This is a genomic window from Streptomyces sp. NPDC127038 (assembly GCF_042725875.1).
GTDB lineage: Bacteria > Actinomycetota > Actinomycetes > Streptomycetales > Streptomycetaceae > Streptomyces.
Genome location: NZ_JBHXDQ010000021.1, coordinates 102836 through 120468, shown reverse-complemented (window position 1 = coordinate 120468; position 17633 = coordinate 102836). Strand labels below are relative to the sequence as shown.

General features: G+C 71.8%; 16 protein-coding genes. 6 read left to right on the top strand and 10 right to left on the bottom strand.

From position 1 onward, the window contains the following. Window positions 1–132: 132 nt before the first annotated feature. The 3 genes from ACFWI4_RS17540 to ACFWI4_RS17530 all read right to left on the bottom strand — a co-directional run bounded on the left by ACFWI4_RS17540 (window position 133) and on the right by ACFWI4_RS17530 (window position 5551). Window positions 133–1722, bottom strand: coding sequence for a TROVE domain-containing protein (locus ACFWI4_RS17540; protein ID WP_387196759.1), 1590 nt, complete (start codon window positions 1720–1722; stop codon window positions 133–135). 528 nt (window positions 1723–2250) lie between these two features. Next, window positions 2251–3708 (bottom strand): alkaline phosphatase PhoX, encoded by a 1458-nt coding sequence (locus tag ACFWI4_RS17535; RefSeq protein ID WP_387196756.1) that lies wholly within the window; start codon window positions 3706–3708, stop codon window positions 2251–2253. A 418-nt stretch (window positions 3709–4126) separates the two neighbouring features. Continuing rightward, complete coding sequence (locus ACFWI4_RS17530; RefSeq protein ID WP_387196753.1) at window positions 4127–5551, bottom strand: hypothetical protein; 1425 nt, start codon at window positions 5549–5551, stop codon at window positions 4127–4129. A 363-nt stretch (window positions 5552–5914) separates the two neighbouring features. Between ACFWI4_RS17530 and ACFWI4_RS17525 the strand changes: the two genes are divergently transcribed. Beyond that, a complete protein-coding gene (locus tag ACFWI4_RS17525) occupies window positions 5915–7741 on the top strand; it encodes an endonuclease/exonuclease/phosphatase family protein (RefSeq protein ID WP_387196750.1) in 1827 nt (608 codons plus the stop codon). Window positions 7742–7829: 88 nt separating this feature from the next. Here ACFWI4_RS17525 and ACFWI4_RS17520 read toward each other — a convergent pair whose 3' ends face one another. Together ACFWI4_RS17520 and ACFWI4_RS17515 are read right to left on the bottom strand one after the other, a co-directional pair. After that, window positions 7830–8561 (bottom strand): SRPBCC domain-containing protein, encoded by a 732-nt coding sequence (locus tag ACFWI4_RS17520; RefSeq protein ID WP_387196747.1) that lies wholly within the window; start codon window positions 8559–8561, stop codon window positions 7830–7832. A gap of 19 nt (window positions 8562–8580) precedes the next feature. After that, window positions 8581–9234, bottom strand: coding sequence for an ArsR/SmtB family transcription factor (locus tag ACFWI4_RS17515; RefSeq protein WP_387196745.1), 654 nt, complete (start codon window positions 9232–9234; stop codon window positions 8581–8583). Window positions 9235–9511: 277 nt separating this feature from the next. On the opposite strand from ACFWI4_RS17515, the gene ACFWI4_RS17510 reads away from it, so the two are divergent. Further along, the gene (locus ACFWI4_RS17510) at window positions 9512–10681 is read left to right on the top strand and encodes a YihY/virulence factor BrkB family protein (RefSeq protein ID WP_387196742.1); all 1170 of its coding nucleotides are present in this window, start codon (window positions 9512–9514) and stop codon (window positions 10679–10681) included. Between the two features lie 105 nt (window positions 10682–10786). Continuing rightward, on the top strand, window positions 10787–11761 hold the full coding sequence (dapA, locus tag ACFWI4_RS17505; RefSeq protein WP_387196739.1) for a 4-hydroxy-tetrahydrodipicolinate synthase: 975 nt from the start codon (window positions 10787–10789) through the stop codon (window positions 11759–11761). Between the two features lie 22 nt (window positions 11762–11783). Here dapA and ACFWI4_RS17500 read toward each other — a convergent pair whose 3' ends face one another. Together ACFWI4_RS17500 and ACFWI4_RS17495 are read right to left on the bottom strand one after the other, a co-directional pair. Further along, window positions 11784–13022: a WD40 repeat domain-containing protein gene (locus ACFWI4_RS17500; protein ID WP_387196736.1), complete on the bottom strand. Its 1239-nt coding sequence runs from the start codon at window positions 13020–13022 to the stop codon at window positions 11784–11786. Further along, window positions 13019–13588, bottom strand: a complete 570-nt coding sequence (locus ACFWI4_RS17495; protein WP_385408406.1) for a SigE family RNA polymerase sigma factor — start codon at window positions 13586–13588, stop codon at window positions 13019–13021. Before ACFWI4_RS17495 ends, ACFWI4_RS17500 begins: the two co-directional genes overlap by 4 nt. Window positions 13589–13739: 151 nt before the next feature. On the opposite strand from ACFWI4_RS17495, the gene ACFWI4_RS17490 reads away from it, so the two are divergent. From ACFWI4_RS17490 to ACFWI4_RS17480, 3 genes are read left to right on the top strand one after another with little or no spacing between them, the layout of a single operon-like run. Beyond that, window positions 13740–14237, top strand: coding sequence for a hypothetical protein (locus ACFWI4_RS17490; RefSeq protein WP_387196733.1), 498 nt, complete (start codon window positions 13740–13742; stop codon window positions 14235–14237). Between the two features lie 51 nt (window positions 14238–14288). Next, window positions 14289–14684, top strand: a complete 396-nt coding sequence (locus tag ACFWI4_RS17485; protein ID WP_387196730.1) for a hypothetical protein — start codon at window positions 14289–14291, stop codon at window positions 14682–14684. 54 nt (window positions 14685–14738) lie between these two features. Beyond that, window positions 14739–15419: a DUF6980 family protein gene (locus ACFWI4_RS17480; RefSeq protein ID WP_387196727.1), complete on the top strand. Its 681-nt coding sequence runs from the start codon at window positions 14739–14741 to the stop codon at window positions 15417–15419. Window positions 15420–15486: 67 nt separating this feature from the next. Here ACFWI4_RS17480 and dapD read toward each other — a convergent pair whose 3' ends face one another. The 3 genes from dapD to ACFWI4_RS17465 form a co-directional block, all read right to left on the bottom strand. Beyond that, window positions 15487–16476 (bottom strand): 2,3,4,5-tetrahydropyridine-2,6-dicarboxylate N-succinyltransferase, encoded by a 990-nt coding sequence (gene dapD, locus ACFWI4_RS17475; protein ID WP_387196724.1) that lies wholly within the window; start codon window positions 16474–16476, stop codon window positions 15487–15489. A 229-nt stretch (window positions 16477–16705) separates the two neighbouring features. After that, window positions 16706–17269, bottom strand: a complete 564-nt coding sequence (locus tag ACFWI4_RS17470) for a TetR/AcrR family transcriptional regulator (protein ID WP_387196721.1) — start codon at window positions 17267–17269, stop codon at window positions 16706–16708. A gap of 31 nt (window positions 17270–17300) precedes the next feature. Next, window positions 17301–17621, bottom strand: coding sequence for a DMT family transporter (locus tag ACFWI4_RS17465; protein WP_385408392.1), 321 nt, complete (start codon window positions 17619–17621; stop codon window positions 17301–17303). Window positions 17622–17633 lie beyond the last annotated feature (12 nt).

The window sequence follows — 17633 nt, the reverse complement described above, 5'->3', positions numbered from 1 at the left end:
TGCCGGTACATCGATGGCCGTCGCCACCGACGCCCACACCTCACCCAACGGCGACGGCCTGATGCACCGGCACGGCCCCGACCCACCCACCGAACCGCCCCCGCGACGCCGACCGCGACGCCGGCCCCTGCCTCAGCCCGCCTGGACCCACGGCCAGTCCGCGTCCCGTGCCGACTCAAGGAGCGGAACCATCCGGAAGGCCGCGTCCGAGAGCCCGCCGAACGTGTGCCGGTTGTCCTTGCCCGAGGGCCCGTGGCCCGGGGCGTAACCGGCGAGGTTCCAGGTGTAGACCGGAACGTGCGCCGGCACCTGCTCGGTCGGGTCCCCGTAGTGGCTGTACATGGCCTGCTCGTCGGTGACGATCAGCACCCGGTCGTGCTTCCTGTAGTGCTCGCGGACCGCCTCGGTCGTATTGGTGCCCCCGAGGTCACCGAACCGTCCGAGGATCTTCAGCACGGACTCGCCCGCCCCGAACTCCACCCGCCTGCTCGTGGTGCCGAACTCGACGAGGTCCGCGTCCGCCGCCCGCAGCGCGAGCGCCGTACCGAAGATCGCCGCCGCGTCGGCCCGGTTGAGCTCCGAGCGCTCCGAGAGCCGCGAGTAGAACATCGAGCCCGAACGGTCCACCAGCACCAGGGTCCGGCCGGGCAGCGCGGGCACGTTGGCCAGCGAGTGGCCGAGCGCCTGCTCCAGCGGGTACGACCAGCGCAGCGACGGCGCGTGCTGGTACGCCGCGAGGTAGCGGAACGGGAACTGCCGCGAGCGCGCGACCTCCGCCGGGTCACTGATCTTCGCGGCGACCCGCGTCGCGACCTCGTCACCGACCCCGGCCTCGTCGAAGTTGCGCAGGTTGCGGACGAGCGCCATGGCGCCCATGGACGGGATGACGGCCTCCCAGGCCGCCTTGTCCATCGGCCCCTGGAGCCAGCCGGCCAGCGCCTCCCAGGTCATGCCCGCGTCGGCCAGACGCTGCGCGCCCCCCGCTCCGGTGACGACCTTGCGCCGCTTGGCGGGCCGCAGCGCCATCAGGTCTCGGTGGGCGGCGACCACGGGCAGCGACTTGGGGACGACGGCCGTGTCCGGGTTGTGGCGCCGGTCCAGCGCGTACTGGAACAGGTCGCCCTGCCACGGCTTGTCCGGGTCCGGCGCCGCGTGCACGAGGTTGAGGATGTCGCCGAAGCGGTATCCCTTGGACGCGGTGTCGTACTTCAGCAGCGACTTGCCGTTGTAGAGACGGCGTACGGCGTCGGCGACGCCCCGCTTGACGGGCTTGGGCACGTTGCGGCCGTACCGGGAGGTCCAGTAGGCGAGCAGCTCGCCCGGCTCGTCCGGACGGCGCAGCACGGAGGCGATGACCTGCCGGTTGGCCGGGCCGTCGGTGGCGCCGGCGTCCAGGCGTGCCTTCACGTACTCGGCGGCACCCACGAGCGAGGCCGTACGGAGGTTCCCCTCGCCGCGCAGCCAGCCCAGCAGACCGGCGGTCCAGGACGGATCGGCGACGGCGAGCTCCCGCACGAGCGCGGCGAACCGGTCGTCGCGGGCCTCGCCGCTCTCGTAGAACGTCCGCTGCGAGACGAAGTTGGCGATGGCCAGCAGGAAGAGCTCGGAACGGGCGTCGCGCTCCTGACCGCGGCCGCCCTGATGGGTGCGCAGCACGCGGCCGGTGGACGTCACGCGCGAGGTGGGCTGCGCCTTCGCCGTCTTGTTGTTGAAGCGTGCCATGGCGAATTCCCCCGAATTCATGAGTGTTTCGGAGGGAGGCACAGCAAATGGAGGGTGTCCGAGATCAGGGACGGCGACGGTTGCTTATAAACTGGCGCGTCTTCCGTTTCCGCCACACCGACCCGAAGTCGATGACGGGATTCGAACCCGCACGAGGCCGAGGCCCCACCAGTTCCCGAAGTATCCGCTGCCTGCGCACCGGGCACCCACCATGAGCTGCGCCTCCCGAGATCAAGTCGGCCGCGGCGTGGATTCTTTGAGAGAGAAGTAGCCGTGGCCCGCGCACCGGGAGGTGCGTGAAGTTGTGGTGTCCAGAGATCGAGATCGGCGGAACCGACGTAGGTGCTCTAACCCCTGAGCTACATCGGCGCGTTGTGCCGACGGCGGGACTCGAACCCGCGACCGCCCCATTATCAGTGGAAGTAGGTCCTGCCTTCGCACCTGGACATGCATCACTTTAGGAGGGCGGCCGCGAGTCCGGCGAGCGAATTAATCCGCGGGAGGAACGGGGTGCGGAGCGGCGGGAGTTCAGCCGCGCTTCTGCCGCTTCCAGGGGCCGGTGACGGCGAGCATGATGCCCGGCTCCTGGATGTTGGCGAAGAGGGTGCGGCCGTCGGGCGAGAAGGTGACGCCGGTGAACTCGCTGTAGGCCGGCGCCTCGGCGGTGCCGATGTTGAGCTCGTTGCGGGCGATCGGGTACGTACGGCCGCTCTCGGTGGCGCCGAAGAGGTGCTGGACGCCTTCGCCGTCCTCGGCGATGACGAGGCCGCCGTACGGGGAGACGGTGATGTTGTCCGGTCCGTCGAAGGCGCCGTCCGCGGACGGGTCGGGGTTCACGCCGAGGCGGATCTTCAGGGTCAGGGTGCGGCGCTTGGGGTCGTAGAACCAGACGGCTCCGTCGTGGGCCTGGCCGGGGCTCTCGGCGCGGGCGTAGGAGGAGACGATGTAGACGCCGCCGTCGCCCCACCACATGCCTTCGAGCTTGCGGGCGCGGGTGACCTGGACGTCGGTGAACTGCTTGCGGACGGAGACGGTCCTGGCGTCACGGTCGGGGACGTCGACCCAGTCCACGCCGTACACGGTGCCGATCCTGGTGGCACGGGAGAGGTCGTCGACGAACTTGCCGCCGGAGTCGAAGCACTTGAAGGCCTGGAGCGCCCCGGCGTCATCGGCCAGGGTGGCGAGCTGTCCGTGGCCGTGCTCGAAGCCCTGCGGGGGCGTCCAGCGGTACAGCAGGCCGTTGGGGCCCGAGGCGTCCTCGGTGAGGTAGAGCCGGCCGCGCTTGGGGTCGACGACGACGGCTTCGTGGGCGTAACGGCCGAGCATCTTCAGGGGCTTGGGGTTCTTGTTGCGGCGGCGGTCCTGGGGGTCGACCTCGAAGACGTAGCCGTGGTCCTTGGTCATGCCGTTCTGGCCGGCCTTGTCCTCGGTCTCCTCGCAGGTGAGCCAGGTGCCCCAAGGGGTGTTTCCGCCCGCGCAGTTGGTGGAGGTACCGGCGATGCCGACCCACTCGGCGACCTGGTCGTGGCGCACCTCGACGACGGTGCAGCCGCCGGACGCGGCGGGGTCGTAGACGAGTCCCTCGGTGAGCGGCACGGGGTGGGCCCAGCCGGAGCGGGGGCCCTTGAGCTCGTGGTTGTTGACGAGGAGGGTGGCGCCGCGCGGGCCCTGGAAGGTGGAGGTGCCGTCGTGGTTGGACGGCGTGAACTCGCCCGAGTCCAGTTTCGTACGGCCGCTGTAGGTGATGACGCGGTAGGAGAACCCGGCGGGCAGCGAGAGGAGGCCCGTCGGGTCGGTGACGAGGGGGCCGTAGCCGACGCCGCCGTGGCGGGCCTCCGCCGCGTCCTCGCTCACGCCCTCGGTCTCCGTCTCGGTGGCGGCGAGCGCGTTGGGGGCGGTGGCGAGCGCGCCGACGCTGCCGACCAGGACGACGCCTGCACCGGTGATCGCGGACTGCCTGGCGAAGTCCCTGCGAGAGAGCGACATGTGGTGTCTCCTGTGACGGTGGACTCGGACTGTCGTGGGGCGCGGCCGGCGACCTCGGTTCGCGGCCACACCGTGCCGTCCCCGCCTGAACGCGAGTTGAACGCGCGCCGACGTCCGGGGTCCCGCTTGCATGAATCCACCCGACCGGCGCAGAGGAACGAATCCCTCCGCGCCCGGATACCCACCTGCCCGGCACAGAGGAACAAGACGCTCCGCACCTGACGCCCACCCGACCGGCGCAGAAGAACAAGACCCTCCGCACCCGAGACCCACCCGACCGGCACAGAAGAACAAGACCCTCCGCACCCGACGCCCACCCGACCGACGCGGAGGAACAAGACCCTCCACCCCCAGGACCGCCGCCAGCCCGGCCCCGCACGAAGGCGCGCCCCCGCGCCGGGATCACCTCACCTCCGGGTCACACCCCCTGCTGCGACCGGGCCTTGAACGCGGCCTTGCGGGCCTCCTTGGCGACCCTCTTGTCGGGGTGGAGCCGGCCCATGGCCTCCAGGACGTCGGGCGCGGCAGGGTGCTCGACCCGCCAGGCCGTGTCGAAGAAGCCGCTGTGCTGCTGGGCCAGGCCCTCGACCAGGGCCTGGAGCTCGTCGGAGTTCCCCTCGGCGGCGAGCTGGGCCGCCACCGTGTCGATGGTCAGCCAGAAGACCATCGCCTCGGACGGCGGCGGCACGTCGGGCGCGCCGCGTTCGGAGAGCCAGACGCGGGCGAGACCGCCCAGCTCGGCGTCGTCCAGCACCTCGCGCAGCGCGGGCTCGGCCTGCGCGCCGACGAGGGCGAGGGCCTGCTGGCAGTGCAGGCGGCGCAGCGGGGCCCCCGGGTCGGCTCCGCGCGCGGCGGAGAGCAACTCCTGTGCCGCGGAGAGCGGTTCACGCCGGGCGAGCCACTGTTCGATCTCGGCCTGCGCGGCGGTCGGGGGGAAGCCTGCCGTCCCGTCCAGCAGGGTGTCCGCCCCCTTGTCGGTGAGCTCGCCGACCGCGGGGGCGGAGAATCCCGCCTCGATCAGACGGGCGCGCAGTCCGTACAGTCCGAGCGGGGTCAGACGCACGACGCCGTAGCGCGAGACGTCCATGTCGTCGACGGGGGCGGGCTCCTCGGCGGCGTCCGCCATCAGGGCCTCGTCGACCGGCTGGAAGGCGACGAGTCCGATGGGTTCGAGCAGCCGGAACTGGTCGTCGAGCCGCATCATGGCGTCCGAGACCTGTTCCAGGACGTCGTTGGTGGGCTCGCCCATGTCGTCGGGCAGGATCATCGAGGCGGCGAGCGCCGGCAGCGGCACCGACACCTCGCCGAGCGCGTCCTCGCCCACGGTCAGCAGATACAGGTTGCCGAGCACCCCGTCGAGGAACTCGGACTCCGCCTCGGGGTCCCAGTCGAGCGAGGACAGGTCGATCTCGCCCTCCTCGTCCATGGCGTCGACGAGTTCGCCGAGGTCGGGCACGCTCGCGTCGGCCAGGACGACGTCGAGCGCGCCGAGCCAGACGCCGAGGACGTCCTGCGGGGCGCCGGAGGTGAGCAGGGCGAGGTCCTCGCCGGTGGTGACGGTGCCCTCCTCCTCGTCCACGATGTCGACGAGCCCGGTGTCGACGGCCACCCGCCAGGCCTCGGAGGCGAGGGCGGCCGCGTCGTCGCCGGACAGTCCGAGGACGCCGGCCGCCTCGGGGAGCTGTTCCTCGTCGAGTTCGCCCCCGGCGCCGACGCGGGTGGCGGGGCCTGCCCAGCGGGCCAGCCGTGCGGCGCGGGAGAGCAGGGGCGCGGCGAGGGCGTCCCGCGCCAGCTGCGCCTCGGAGTGCAGCCGCACGGGCGGCAGGGAAGAGCTGTCTGACATCGGCTGGGTTCTCCTCCGGACAACCACGACGGGCAGGGCGGGCGGGGCGGGGCAGGGCGCGCGGCGGATCCCGACGGGGCGCCGAGGGGCCCGCGGGCCCGGAGGCGGACCGGGAGATCCGTGCCAACTGCTCAGCCTAGACGGATTTCCACCCATGCCGCCCGGTTCATGTGCCCGACAGGTCTCGTACACCGCCGAAACCTTGACAACTCCCCTCGCCACACACGAGATTGACGCGCGTAGAAGTTCAACGGCCGTGCGGCCCGACATCTTCTACGCGCGTCACTGGCCCGCAAGCAGGACGCGTCCCCCCACCAGTCCACCCTCGTCCCGACGCTCATGAACGTCCCCGGAGGGATTCCCTTGCCGAGCAAGAGAACCGCGCGCATCGGCGCGCTGACCGTCGCCGCGGTCTGTTCCACCGTCTCCGCCGTTGTGCTGACCACACCGGCCCGGGCGGACACCGTCCACATCCACGACATCCAGGGCACCACCCGGACCTCCCCCCTCGCGGGCACGAAGGTCGCCGACGTGCCCGGCATCGTCACCGGGGTGCGGACGTACGGATCGTCCAAGGGCTTCTGGTACCAGGACCCCACCCCGGACGCCGACCCCGCCACCAGCGAGGGCGTCTTCGTCTTCACCAGCTCCACCCCCAAGGTCGCCGTCGGCGACTCGGTCACCGTGACGGGCACGGTCTCGGAGTACGTCCCGGGCGGCGTGTCCACCGGGAACCAGTCGGTCACCGAGGTCACCAAGCCGACGGTGACGGTCGTCTCCAGCGGCAACCCGGTCCCGGCCGCGACGGTCGTCGACGCCCGTTCCGTACCGGACGACTACGCCCCGGCCGGCGACACCGCCGCGGCCGGTTCGGTCAACGCGCTCCCGCTGGAGCCGGCGAAGTACGCCCTGGACTACTACGAGTCCCTGGAGGGCATGAACGTCCAGGTCGCCGACACCCGCGTGGTCACGGCCACCGACCCGTACAGCGAGCTGTGGGTCACGGTGAAGCCGCACGAGCACGCCACGCGCCGGGGCGGCACGGTGTACGGCTCGTACACCTCGCAGAACACGGGCCGCATACAGATCCAGTCGCTCGGGGCGACCGCCGACTTCCCGACCGCGAACGTCGGCGACAAGCTCGCCGGTGTCACGTCGGGACCGCTCGACTACAACCAGTTCGGCGGCTACACCCTGGTCGCCGGCCGGCTGGGCACCCTTCAGAAGGGTGGCCTGGAGCGGGAGACCACGCGCAAGCAGGGGCGTGGCGAGCTGGCCGTGGCGACGTACAACGTCGAGAACCTGGACCCGGGCGACGGTACGTTCGCCGCGCACGCGTCCGCGATCGTGAACAACCTGAACTCGCCCGACATCGTGTCCCTGGAGGAGATCCAGGACAACAACGGCGCGACGGACGACGGCACGGTGGCCGCCGACCAGACGGTGAACAAGCTGATCGACGCGATCGTCGCGGCGGGCGGCCCGAAGTACCAGTGGCGCTCCATCGACCCGGTCAACGACCAGGACGGCGGCGAGCCCGGCGGCAACATCCGCCAGGTCTTCCTCTTCAACCCCGAGCGGGTGTCGTTCACCGACCGCGCGGGCGGCGACTCGACGACCGCCGTCGGTGTCACGAAGGTGCACGGCAAGGCGCAGCTCACGGCCTCCCCCGGCCGCATCGACCCGGCGAACGACGCCTGGAAGAGCAGCCGCAAGCCGCTCGCGGGCGAGTTCGTCTTCCACGGGCAGACGGTCTTCGTCATCGCCAACCACCTCAACTCCAAGGGTGGTGACCAGGGGCTGACCGCGCAGTACCAGCCCCCGATCCGCAGCTCCGAGGTCCAGCGGCACGCGCAGGCGACCCTGGTGAACGCGTTCGTCAACGAGATCCTGAAGACGCAGAAGAACGCCGACGTCATCGCGCTCGGCGACATGAACGACTTCGAGTTCTCCGACACGGCCAAGATCCTGGAGGGCCACGGCGAGCTCTGGTCGGCGATCAAGTCGCTGCCCAAGAGCCAGCGTTACACGTACGACTACCAGGGCAACGCCCAGGTGCTCGACCAGATCCTGGTCAGCCCCTCGATCCGCAAGGGCTGCGACCTGGACTACGACAGCGTGCACATCAACTCGGAGTTCTCCGACCAGATCAGCGACCACGACCCGCAGGTGCTGCGGTTCCGTCCGTAGTCGCACCGGCACGCAGGAGCCCGGCCCCGTCGTACGGGGCCGGGCTCCTCGTCTCTCCGGAGGGTGAGATCTCCGGCCGCGCCCCGGGTCAGGCCGGGTAGACCTCGTCGAGCCAGCCCTTCCAGGCGGTCTCGTTGTCCTTGGCGTCGGCGTCGGGGGCGAAGTCGTGGATGCTCATGCCGACCGGAGCGCCCCAGCGGCCGCGCCCGAAGAAGCGGATGAGCGCGCCGTCTGTACGCAGCCCGAGGAAGTACGGGTCGCGGTAGTCGAGCACGGCGTCGAAGTCCTCGCCGCCGGGCCCCTTGGCCCGTACCCGCTCGCCCGCGGCGGTGCCGTCCGCGAGGCCGAGGGCACGGCCGACGGCCGCGAAGGCGTCGGTGCCGGTGGACGCGCCGGGTCCGTTGAAGGTCGCGAAGGTCACCGGGCGGCCCGCGAAGTGGGTCACGTACTCGCGCAGGGTGTGCAGATAGAAGTCGGTGTGCTTGTCGGCGCCGTCGTACTGGTTGTCCCAGTCGTCGGTGAAGATGCCGCTGTGCACGTACCGGACCCAGGAACTCCGGCCGTCGCCGCGGGCCTCGATGGTGTGGTCGATCTGGTTGAGGCTCTGCGTCGGGAACCCGACGTCCTCGGTGCGCACGGTCAGCCGGTGCGGGGGGTCCCAGGTGGTGATGACGCTGCCGAACGGACCGGCCCCGCCCTGGCGCGGCTCGAACTCCATGGGCCACAGCCAGCCGCCGCTGCCGCTGGTGATCGCGTCCCACACCCGGGCGGGCGGGACGTCGACCTCGTACTCGCGGGCGACCTCGAATTCCTTGGACATGATGAAGACTCCTGGATGATCAGCGGGTGGATACGGTGCCCGTGGGGGCTTCGCCGGTCCCGGCTCCGGCAGGGGCTCCGGCCTCGGACTCGGGTCTGAGCGCGGGGTGGACGGCGACGACGATCCGGTGCGGACGGCCGGCCTCGGCGTCCCCGTCGTGGTACTTGCGGACGAGCGCGCCCACCCCGGCCGTGAGCTCCTCGATGAACGCGGCCCGGTCGGCCGCCGACGCGAAGGTCACCTCGCCGTCGAGCGCGTACGTCGCCAGCGGCTTGCGGGCCTTCGCGGCTCCGGTGAGGAGCGAGCCGACGTCCCGCACGAGCCGGGCGCCGAGCGCGAGGAGCCAGCGGGCGGACAGCTGGTCCCGGAAACGGTCCGGATCTGGCTGCACGGCGGCCAGCGCCTTCGGCGAGATCACGTACGAGGCCGCGGTCGCCCGCATCATCCGCTCGGTGACGTTCCCCTTGCGGCGTTCGCCCGCCAGCTCGACGAGGCCGTGCCGCTCCAGCGTCTTGAGGTGGTAGTTCACCTTCTGCCGGGGCAGTCCGACCCTTCCGGCCAGCATGGCGGCCGACGCTGGTCCGGCGGCCAGTTCGGCGAGCAGCCGGGCCCGTATGGGGTCCAGCGACACGGCGGCGGCCTCGGCGTCCTCGATCACGGTCACGTCCAACATGACTCCAGCGTCGCACCGAAAACTTTTCTTGTCCAGACGGTTCGAATCGTCGGTGCGTCGCCGGGCGGCCGGTGTGCCGGGCCGGCCGGGCGCCGGGGGCGGGCTTCAGGAGCGGGATCCGGGCAACACGGCCGTCATGGACGAGAAGCGGCCGGAGTCGAGGCGGGGAGCTCTTGTGGACGGAGACAGAGTCAGGGACAGAGCCAGGGACGCGGGGGGCGGGGGCGGCACCGGGACGGATGTGAACCTGGATGCGGGTACGGGCGCGGGTGGAGCCATGGATACGGGCGCGGGTGCGGGTGGGGACACGGCGGGGCCCGCCGGGAAGCGCGGCTCCGCAGGGAAGCCCACCTCCGTCGGCAAGGCCGCCTCCACCAGGAAGACGGCCTCCGCCGGGAAGGCCGCCCCCGCCCGGGAGCGCGTCCCCGGCGGGAAGCGCAGCCCCTCCGGACTCCCCGCGCGAGCGTGGTGGCCCGTGGCCTGGCGTACGGCGAAGGAGTTCCGCGACGACGAACTCGCCGACCGGGCGGCGGCGTTGACCTACTACGGCGTGATGTCCCTGTTCCCCGCGCTGCTGGTGGCGGTCTCCCTGCTGGGCGTCATGGGGCGGCGGGTCACGGACAGACTGCTCGGGAGCGTCGGGGACCTGGCGCCGGGCCCGGCCCGCGACATCCTGCGCGACGCGGTCACCCAACTGGGGCACAGCGGCGGTACGGGCGGGGTGCTGGCGATCGTCGGACTGCTCGCGGCGCTGTGGTCCGCCTCGGGGTACGTCGGCGCGTTCATCCGCGCGTCCAACGCGGTCTACGACCTGCCGGAGGGGCGCCCCGTCTGGAAGACCACGCCGCTGCGGCTCGCGCTCACCGTCACGCTGATGCTGCTGCTCACCGGGAGCGCGATCATCGTGGTGTTCACCGGGCCGCTGGCCGAGCGCGCCGGTTCGGCGTTCGGACTGGGCGACGCCGTGATCACGGCGTGGTCGATCGTCAAGTGGCCCGTCCTGCTGGTGCTGGTCGAGCTGATGATCGCGCTGCTGTACTGGGCCGCCCCCAACGTCTCCGGCCGCGGCTTCCGCTGGTCGAGTCCCGGCAGTGTCGTCGCCACGCTGATCTGGCTGGCCGCGTCCGCGGGATTCGCCGTCTACGCGGCCGGCTACGGCTCGTACAACAAGACGTACGGCACGCTCGCGGGCGTCATCGTCTTCCTGGTGTGGCTCTGGCTCACCAACCTGGCCATCCTCCTGGGCCTGGAGTTCGACGCGGAGCTGGCCAGGCAGCGCGCCATCACCCATGGCCGGCCGCCGACCGAGGAGCCGTACGTCGAACCGCGCGACACCCGCAAGTGGCCCGCGCGTCTCAAGGCGTTGCGCGCCGCACGGGAGAAGGTCGAGACGGGGATCGTGCCGCTGCGCACGAACGACGGCGGGGACGGCGGCGGGCGGGTCTGAGGTGCGGCCGGGGGACCCCACACCCCCGACCGTGTAGCACTCGTGCGCTATATCTCGTAGAAGATTTAAGTGGAGCTTCACAATGGAGTGGCCGACACTACGGTCATGACCGTTCCGAGGATCACTCCCGCAACCACCGCCACTCCCGCCCCGGGCGTCACGGCCGCGGCCCGGCCGGGGCGGGCGCCCGCGCCCTTCGGCCGGGCCCTGTGCGCCATGGTCACGCCGTTCACCGACTCGGGCACGCTGGACACCGGGGGTGCGCAGCGGCTCGCCGCACTGCTGGTGGCCGAGGGCTGCGACGGGCTCGTGCTCTCCGGGACGACCGGCGAGTCGCCGACCACGACGGACGCCGAGAAGGCCACGCTGGTGCGGGTGGTACGGGAGGCGGTGGGCGACCGGGTCCCGATCGTGGCGGGGGTGGGGACGGCCGACACCCGGCACACCGTGGAGCTGGCCGCCGCGGCCGAGAAGGCGGGCGCGGACGGGCTGCTGGTGGTCGCCCCCTACTACAGCAGGCCTCCGCAGGACGCGGTCGAGGCGTACTTCCGGGAGATCGCGGACGTCTCGGGGCTGCCTCTGATGCTGTACGACATCCCGGGGCGCACGGGGACCCGGATCGAGCCGGAGACGATGATCCGGCTCGCGGAGCATCCGCGGATCGTGGCCGTGAAGGACTGCGCGTACGACCTGCTCGGTACTCAACGGGTGCTGGCGCGGACGGAGTTGGCTTACCACGCGGGCTGCGACGAGTACGTCCTCGCGCTGTACGCGATCGGCGCTGCCGGATACGTCAGCACCGTGGCCAATGTGGCGCCCCGTCAGTTCCGTTCGGTACTCGACGCGTTCGACTCGGGGGACACCGAAGGGGCGGCCCTCGGGCAGCGGCGGCTGCTGCCGCTGGTCGAGTCGATGATGTCGGCCGGTCTGCCCGGCGCGGTCACGGCGAAGGCACTGCTCAACTCGCTGGGGCGGCCCGCCGGTCCGGTCCGCGCACCGCTGCGGCCCGCCGACCGGGAGGCGGTCGACGGGCTGCGGGCGGCACTCGCCCGGGTCACGGGCGAGGTCGCCGTGGCGTAACGGAGCGGACCACCGCGGGCGCTCAGCGTTCGGCGAAGAGCGGCTCCCAGCGCCCCACCGAGCCGTCGGTGCCCTTGAGGAAGCCGCTGAGCGGCACCTCCTTGTCGCTGCCGATGGTGACGAGCACCAGCCGGTTGTGGAACTCGTTCTTCTCGCCCTCGGCGATGTCCCAGGCGATCAGGGACTTGTCGTCGACCCACGCGAGGAGCATCTGCCCGCGGACCTCGGCCAGGCGCTTGCCGGTTCGCGGGTCGAGGATCCACGAGGAGGTGTGCCACTTCTCGCCCGCGAACTCCCCGGCGAGCCGGCTGCCGTCCGGCGAGAGGCCGGCTCCCAGGGGCCAGGTGCCGTACCGCTCCGCGCCGGGCACGCCCACCTCCCGGCCGGACAGGTCGTAGAAGCGGTCGCCGGGCGTGACCGACTGGCGGCCCCAGAGGGTCTTCCCGTCACGGCAGAACAAGAAGTCCTGGCGGGCCTGGATGTCGTTGCCCTGGTCGTCGCGGACGATGTCCACCTCGGCCCAGGAGCCCTTGCCCGACGCCACGCCGAAGACGTAGAAGCCGGTACGGGAGGGCGTCACCGACACGGGGACCCTGTCGATGTTGTCCATCTTGATCTGCTTGTCGGGATTGTCGCTGTACGTGGTCGCCACGAGTTTCGTGCCGTCGTGCGAGAACTCCAGCCCGCCCACCGGGTGGTCGACCGGGAGCCACCGCTCGACCTTGCCGCTCGTGAGGTCGAGCAGTCCGATCCGGCTCGCGGGCAGGTGCCGCTCCAGTACGGCGGCGGTGTGCAGGCCGGGGGCCACGGCGACCCACGACCACCGGGTGTCCTTCTGGTAGTGGCCGGACTTCGGGTCGAGCAGCCAGTAGGTGCGCACGTTGACACCCTTGCGGATGCCGTCGTGGGCGCTCTGCCAGTCGGTCTTCTGGGTGTAGTACGCGGCGAGCGCGGTTCTGCCGGCCGCGACCAGCGAGTGCACCGGTGACTGTGCCGGGTGCGCCGAGGGCGCCGGGTGCCCGGTGGCCGGCTCGGGGTGCACCCCGCCCGCGGGCCGCACGTCGTGTCCTCCGGAGTCCGGGCCCGGCACCGCGATCACGGCGGCGAGCACCGCGGCCGCGGCGACCGCGACGGACGCGATGCGCCGGGTCCTCCTGCGCCGGCGGACGGCGAACACGCGGTCGGCGAATCCCGGCGGCGTGCGCCGGTCGTCCTCGGCCTGCTCCCGGAGCGTGTCTCGCAGAAGTTCTTCGACGTTCACCGGTGTACCTCCACGGGCGAGAAGTCACGGGACGCCGGCTGCGGCCGGTCCCCCGGGCCGAGGGCGGCCAGTTCCGGCGCGAGGGCGCGGAGCCGGGCGAGCGAGCGGTGGGTGGTGGAGCGCACGGTTCCGACGGAGCAGCCGAGGAGCCGGGCGACCTCGGCCTCGGGCAGGTCCTCGAAGTAGCGCAGGACCAGCACGGTGCGCTGCCGCGCGGTGAGCCGGGCCAGCGCGCCCCGCATGACGACGCGCAGTTCGGCGGCCGAGGAGGCGTCCGTGCCGGGGGCCGCGGGGCTGGACGTCTCGGGCGGTTCGGCGACGCTCAGCTCTCTTCGGGGCCACTTCAGCCGCCAGCGGCTCACCTGCTGCCGGTACAGGATCCGCCGTACGTACGCCTCGGGTTCGTCGACGCGGTTCCAGCGGCCCGCCACCTTGATCAGCGCGTTCTGGAGCAGGTCCTCGGCCGCGTGCCGGTCTCCCCCGCTCAGCAGCACGGCCGTCTTCAGCAGTGCCGACGACCGGTTCGCCACGAAGTCCCGGAAGCTCTCGTCCGCTTCGGCATCCATCGTCACCTTCTCGTTCCCCGGTGGCCCCTGACGAGCCCCCCTGTATTCCTGGTGACGCTTCCGGTCACCGCCCGCTATGCCTCCCGGCACGAAGGGAACGGAAGAAAAAATTGCCTCCGTCCCGCGGGCCGGTGTCCTCTACCGTGACCCGATGAGCCGACCCCTGCTGTTCCTCGACGTCGACGGCCCGCTGAATCCGTACGCGGCCCAGAAGGAGCGCAGGCCCGCGGGGTACACGACGATCCGGGTGGCTCTGCATCCCGGCCGTCCGCTGAGGGTCTGGCTCCACCCGGGCCACGGCCGCGCCCTCCTCGCCCTCGGCTACGAACTGTGCTGGGCCACCACGTGGATGGACGCCGCCAACCGCTGGATCGCCCCCGTGATCGGCCTGCCCGAACTCCCCTGGGTCGACTTCACCGGCACGCTCTTCGTGGAGCGCCCCGACGGGGTCCACTGGAAGACGGAACGCATCGTCGCCCATGCCGGGGGCCGCCCGTTCGCCTGGGTGGACGACGAACAGGGCCCGGCGGACGACGACTTCGTGACCGCGCATCACCCGGCCCCGGCGCTGCTGCGTCATGTGAGCCCCCGCCTCGGCCTGCGCGAGCCCGACTTCGAGGCGCTGGCGGAGTTCGCCTCCGGGCTGTGAGGTCGGCACCGGTGACAAGGGGTCTCACCTGGGCGTATACGATCCCCGGCCATGAAGCGTTCGATGATCGCGCTGGTCAGCGCAGGGGCTATCACGGTCGCCCTCGGCGGGTACGCCGTCGGGGCGACGCGGCACGACGGCGCGGCCGAGCGGTCGGCCGGGTGCGAGCGGACGAACCAGGTCTTCGAGGCGCGGGCCCGCCAGTTCCGGAAGCAGGAGCAGCGGATCGCTCAGGGGAACGACACCACGGCGCAGTACGAGATCGCCACGGCACAGCTGAGGATCCTCGGCGTGATCGTGCGCCAGAATCCGGCCTGCTTCGACGCCGGGGCTCGTGCGACGGCGACGTACCTCCAGCTGCACCCGTCGACGGGCCAGGAGGACGTGGCCGCGTGCGATCTCGCCGGCATCCCGGCCAAGGACTGCGACATCTCGACGGACGACTGAGTCGGCGCACAGCGGGACCTCATGGGCTCGGCCCTTCACACGCAGGGAGCGGCAGTGACGGCTTTCGACCTCTTCATCTGGAGTGTCTTCCTCTGGATGGCCTCTTCCGTGTGGCGCATGCGCGCCCTGCCCCTGTGGAGGAGGGGGCTGCCCTTGGCGCTCCTGGCGGGCGGCGGGGCGGCCCGGCTCATGGCCGCGCCGCTCGACGCCATCGCTCCGCTCCACTGGCTCTCCACGGCGGTGTGCCCGGCCCTGGCCCTCGCCTCATGGGGGCTGAGCCTGTTCGAGCGCCGAAGGGAGGGCGACGCGACCCGTGCCGAATCCGGAGCACCCGGCACGCCGCTCCACTGCTGCGAGACGATGACCAGCAACGTGAACTTCCACTGCGACGCGCACGAGGACCCCTACACCTGCCCGGACGCCCTCGTCGAATTCAGCGCCAGGTTCCAGGAGTACGGCCTGATCATCCACGACGGCGGCACGTCGAGCGTCACGATCGACTTCTGCCCCTGGTGCGGCCACCACCTCCCGGAGTCACAGCGGGACCACTGGTTCGCCGAACTGGACCGCCACGGAATCGACCCGCGAGAGGACGAGATACCCCCCGAGTCCGAGGAACAGCCGGCCACTTCAGATCGTGCCGCGGGACATAACACCTGGCGGTTGCTTCCGCCGATGCGCGAGCGCCCTTCCGGGGGACGTGGAAGGGCGCTCGGGGGTGATCAGGGCCGGTAACCGGGGGCGTTCGCGCCGCAGTTGAGGGCAGTGATCGAGGGACGGTCGCAGGGGCCGTCGTCGAGGGTCAGTTGTGGCTGTGGAGGATTTCGTTCAGGCCGCCCCAGACCGCGTTGTTCGGGCGGGCCTCCACCGTGCCGGTGACCGAGTTGCGGCGGAACAGGATGTTCGAAGCCCCGGACAGGTCACGGGCCTTGACGATCTCGCCGTCCGGCATCGTCACACGCGTGCCCGCGGTGACGTACAGCCCGGCCTCGACCACGCACTCGTCGCCGAGGGCGATGCCGACGCCCGCCTCCGCGCCGACCAGGCAGCGCTCGCCGATGGTGATGCGGACGTTGCCGCCGCCCGAGAGGGTGCCCATCGTGGACGCGCCGCCGCCGATGTCCGAGCCGTCGCCGACGACGACACCGGCGGAGATGCGGCCCTCGACCATGGAGGTGCCGAGCGTGCCCGCGTTGAAGTTCACGAAGCCCTCGTGCATGACGGTCGTGCCCTCGGCGAGGTGCGCGCCGAGGCGGACCCGGTCGGCGTCCGCGATCCGGACTCCCTTGGGGGCGACGTAGTCGGTCATGCGCGGGAACTTGTCGATGGAGGTCACCTGGAGGTGCAGCCCCGCGGCGCGCGCGTTCAGCCGGACCTTCTCGACGTCGTCGACGGCGACCGGGCCGAGCGAGGTCCAGGCGACGTTGGCGAGCAGCCCGAACAGGCCGTCCAGGCTCTGGCCGTGCGGCTTCACCAGACGGTGGGAGAGGAGGTGCAGGCGCAGGTAGGCGTCGTGCGCGTCGAGCGGCTTGTCGTCCAGCGACGCGATGACCGTACGGACCGCGACCACCTCGACGCCACGGCGGGCGTCGGGGCCGACGGCCTGCGCGGCTCCCTCGCCGAGGAGTTCGACGGCCCGCTCGGCGGACAGGCGCTCGGTGCCGGCGGGGCCGGGCTCTGCGGACAGTTCGGGGGCAGGGAACCAGGTGTCGAGAACGGTGCCGTCGGCGGTGAGGGTGGCGAGCCCGGCGGCGACGGCGCCGGTGGTACGAGAAGCAGTCGTGTCGGTCATGAGTGCAACCTAACTTGGCGGGGGCCGCGCGGGCGAACCGGTACGCGGGACGTCTCGCCGACCGGTCGCCGGGTCACGCCACCGGGTCAGCCGCCGGGTCAAGCCGTCGGGCCACCCGTCGCGTCACCGGACCACCGGGGCACCGCTCCCGCCCACCGGGGCACGTCACCGGACCGCTTCGACGGCGCCGGGCCGCACATCACCTCGCCGAACCCCCGCCCCGTCCGGCTCAGCGCTCCCGGTCGTCCGTTCCGCCCCGCAGGATCCGGCCCAACACCTCGCGCGCGTAGGCCTCGTCGTACGCCGTGCCGGTCAGGAGCACCTGGAGGCAGATGCCGTCCAGCAGGGCGACCAGCGCGCGTGCGGTGACCGCGTCCGTGCGGCGGGTCAGCGGTCCGACGAGGCTGTCGATCCACTCGGCGGCCACCGGGCGCAGCGCGGGCCTGCGAAGGGCGGCGAGATAGAGCTCGTACTCCAGCTCGACGCCCGTCGGGTCGCCGGCCAGCCATTCGCCCATCAGACCGGCGAGTTCGGCGGCCAGGTCCGAGCGGGTGTCCTCCAGGGTGCCGCGCGCGGCGACCACCTTGGCGAAGCCCTCGTTGGCCTGGCGGAGGGCCGCGACCATGAGTTCGTCGAGGGTCTTGAAGTGGTACGTGGTGGAGCCGAGCGGCACATCGGCCTCGGCCGCGACGGAGCGGTGGCCGAGCCCGGCGATGCCCTTGGCGCCGACGACCCGGATCGCCGCGTCGATGATCCGCTGCCGCCGCTCGGGGTCGTACCGCCGGGCCGTCACGGTCCGCCGTCCCTCGTGCCGGGCCGGGTCATCAGTGCGCCCCGCCCAGGTTCAGCACGACGACCCCACCGATGATCAGCGCGATCCCGGCGGCCTTCGCGGCCGTGAGCCCCTCGCCGAGGAACAGCATGCCGATCACGGCGATGGCCGCGGTGCCGACGCCGGCCCAGATCGCGTAGGCCGTGCCGACCGAGACGGTCTTCAGGGTCTGCGCCAGCAGCGCGAAGGCGACGACGTAGCCGAGGACGGTCAGCAGGGACGGCCACAGCCTGCTGAAACCCTCCGTGTACTTCATCGCGGTGGTCGCGCCGACCTCCGCCGCGATGGCACCGGCGAGCAGTACGTATCCCATGTGTACGACTGT

What these genes read in the sequence shown, in the direction of transcription:
- ACFWI4_RS17540 (WP_387196759.1), bottom strand. Translation starts at nt 1,722, where the DNA reads ATGGCACGCTTCAACAACAAGACGGCGAAGGCGCAGCCCACCTCGCGC.
- ACFWI4_RS17535 (WP_387196756.1), bottom strand. Translation starts at nt 3,708, where the DNA reads ATGTCGCTCTCTCGCAGGGACTTCGCCAGGCAGTCCGCGATCACCGGT.
- ACFWI4_RS17530 (WP_387196753.1), bottom strand. Translation starts at nt 5,551, where the DNA reads ATGTCAGACAGCTCTTCCCTGCCGCCCGTGCGGCTGCACTCCGAGGCG.
- ACFWI4_RS17520 (WP_387196747.1), bottom strand. Translation starts at nt 8,561, where the DNA reads ATGTCCAAGGAATTCGAGGTCGCCCGCGAGTACGAGGTCGACGTCCCG.
- ACFWI4_RS17515 (WP_387196745.1), bottom strand. Translation starts at nt 9,234, where the DNA reads ATGTTGGACGTGACCGTGATCGAGGACGCCGAGGCCGCCGCCGTGTCG.
- ACFWI4_RS17510 (WP_387196742.1), top strand. Translation starts at nt 9,512, where the DNA reads ATGGATACGGGCGCGGGTGCGGGTGGGGACACGGCGGGGCCCGCCGGG.
- dapA (WP_387196739.1), top strand. Translation starts at nt 10,787, where the DNA reads ATGACCGTTCCGAGGATCACTCCCGCAACCACCGCCACTCCCGCCCCG.
- ACFWI4_RS17495 (WP_385408406.1), bottom strand. Translation starts at nt 13,588, where the DNA reads ATGGATGCCGAAGCGGACGAGAGCTTCCGGGACTTCGTGGCGAACCGG.
- ACFWI4_RS17490 (WP_387196733.1), top strand. Translation starts at nt 13,740, where the DNA reads ATGAGCCGACCCCTGCTGTTCCTCGACGTCGACGGCCCGCTGAATCCG.
- ACFWI4_RS17485 (WP_387196730.1), top strand. Translation starts at nt 14,289, where the DNA reads ATGAAGCGTTCGATGATCGCGCTGGTCAGCGCAGGGGCTATCACGGTC.
- dapD (WP_387196724.1), bottom strand. Translation starts at nt 16,476, where the DNA reads ATGACCGACACGACTGCTTCTCGTACCACCGGCGCCGTCGCCGCCGGG.
- ACFWI4_RS17465 (WP_385408392.1), bottom strand. Translation starts at nt 17,621, where the DNA reads ATGGGATACGTACTGCTCGCCGGTGCCATCGCGGCGGAGGTCGGCGCG.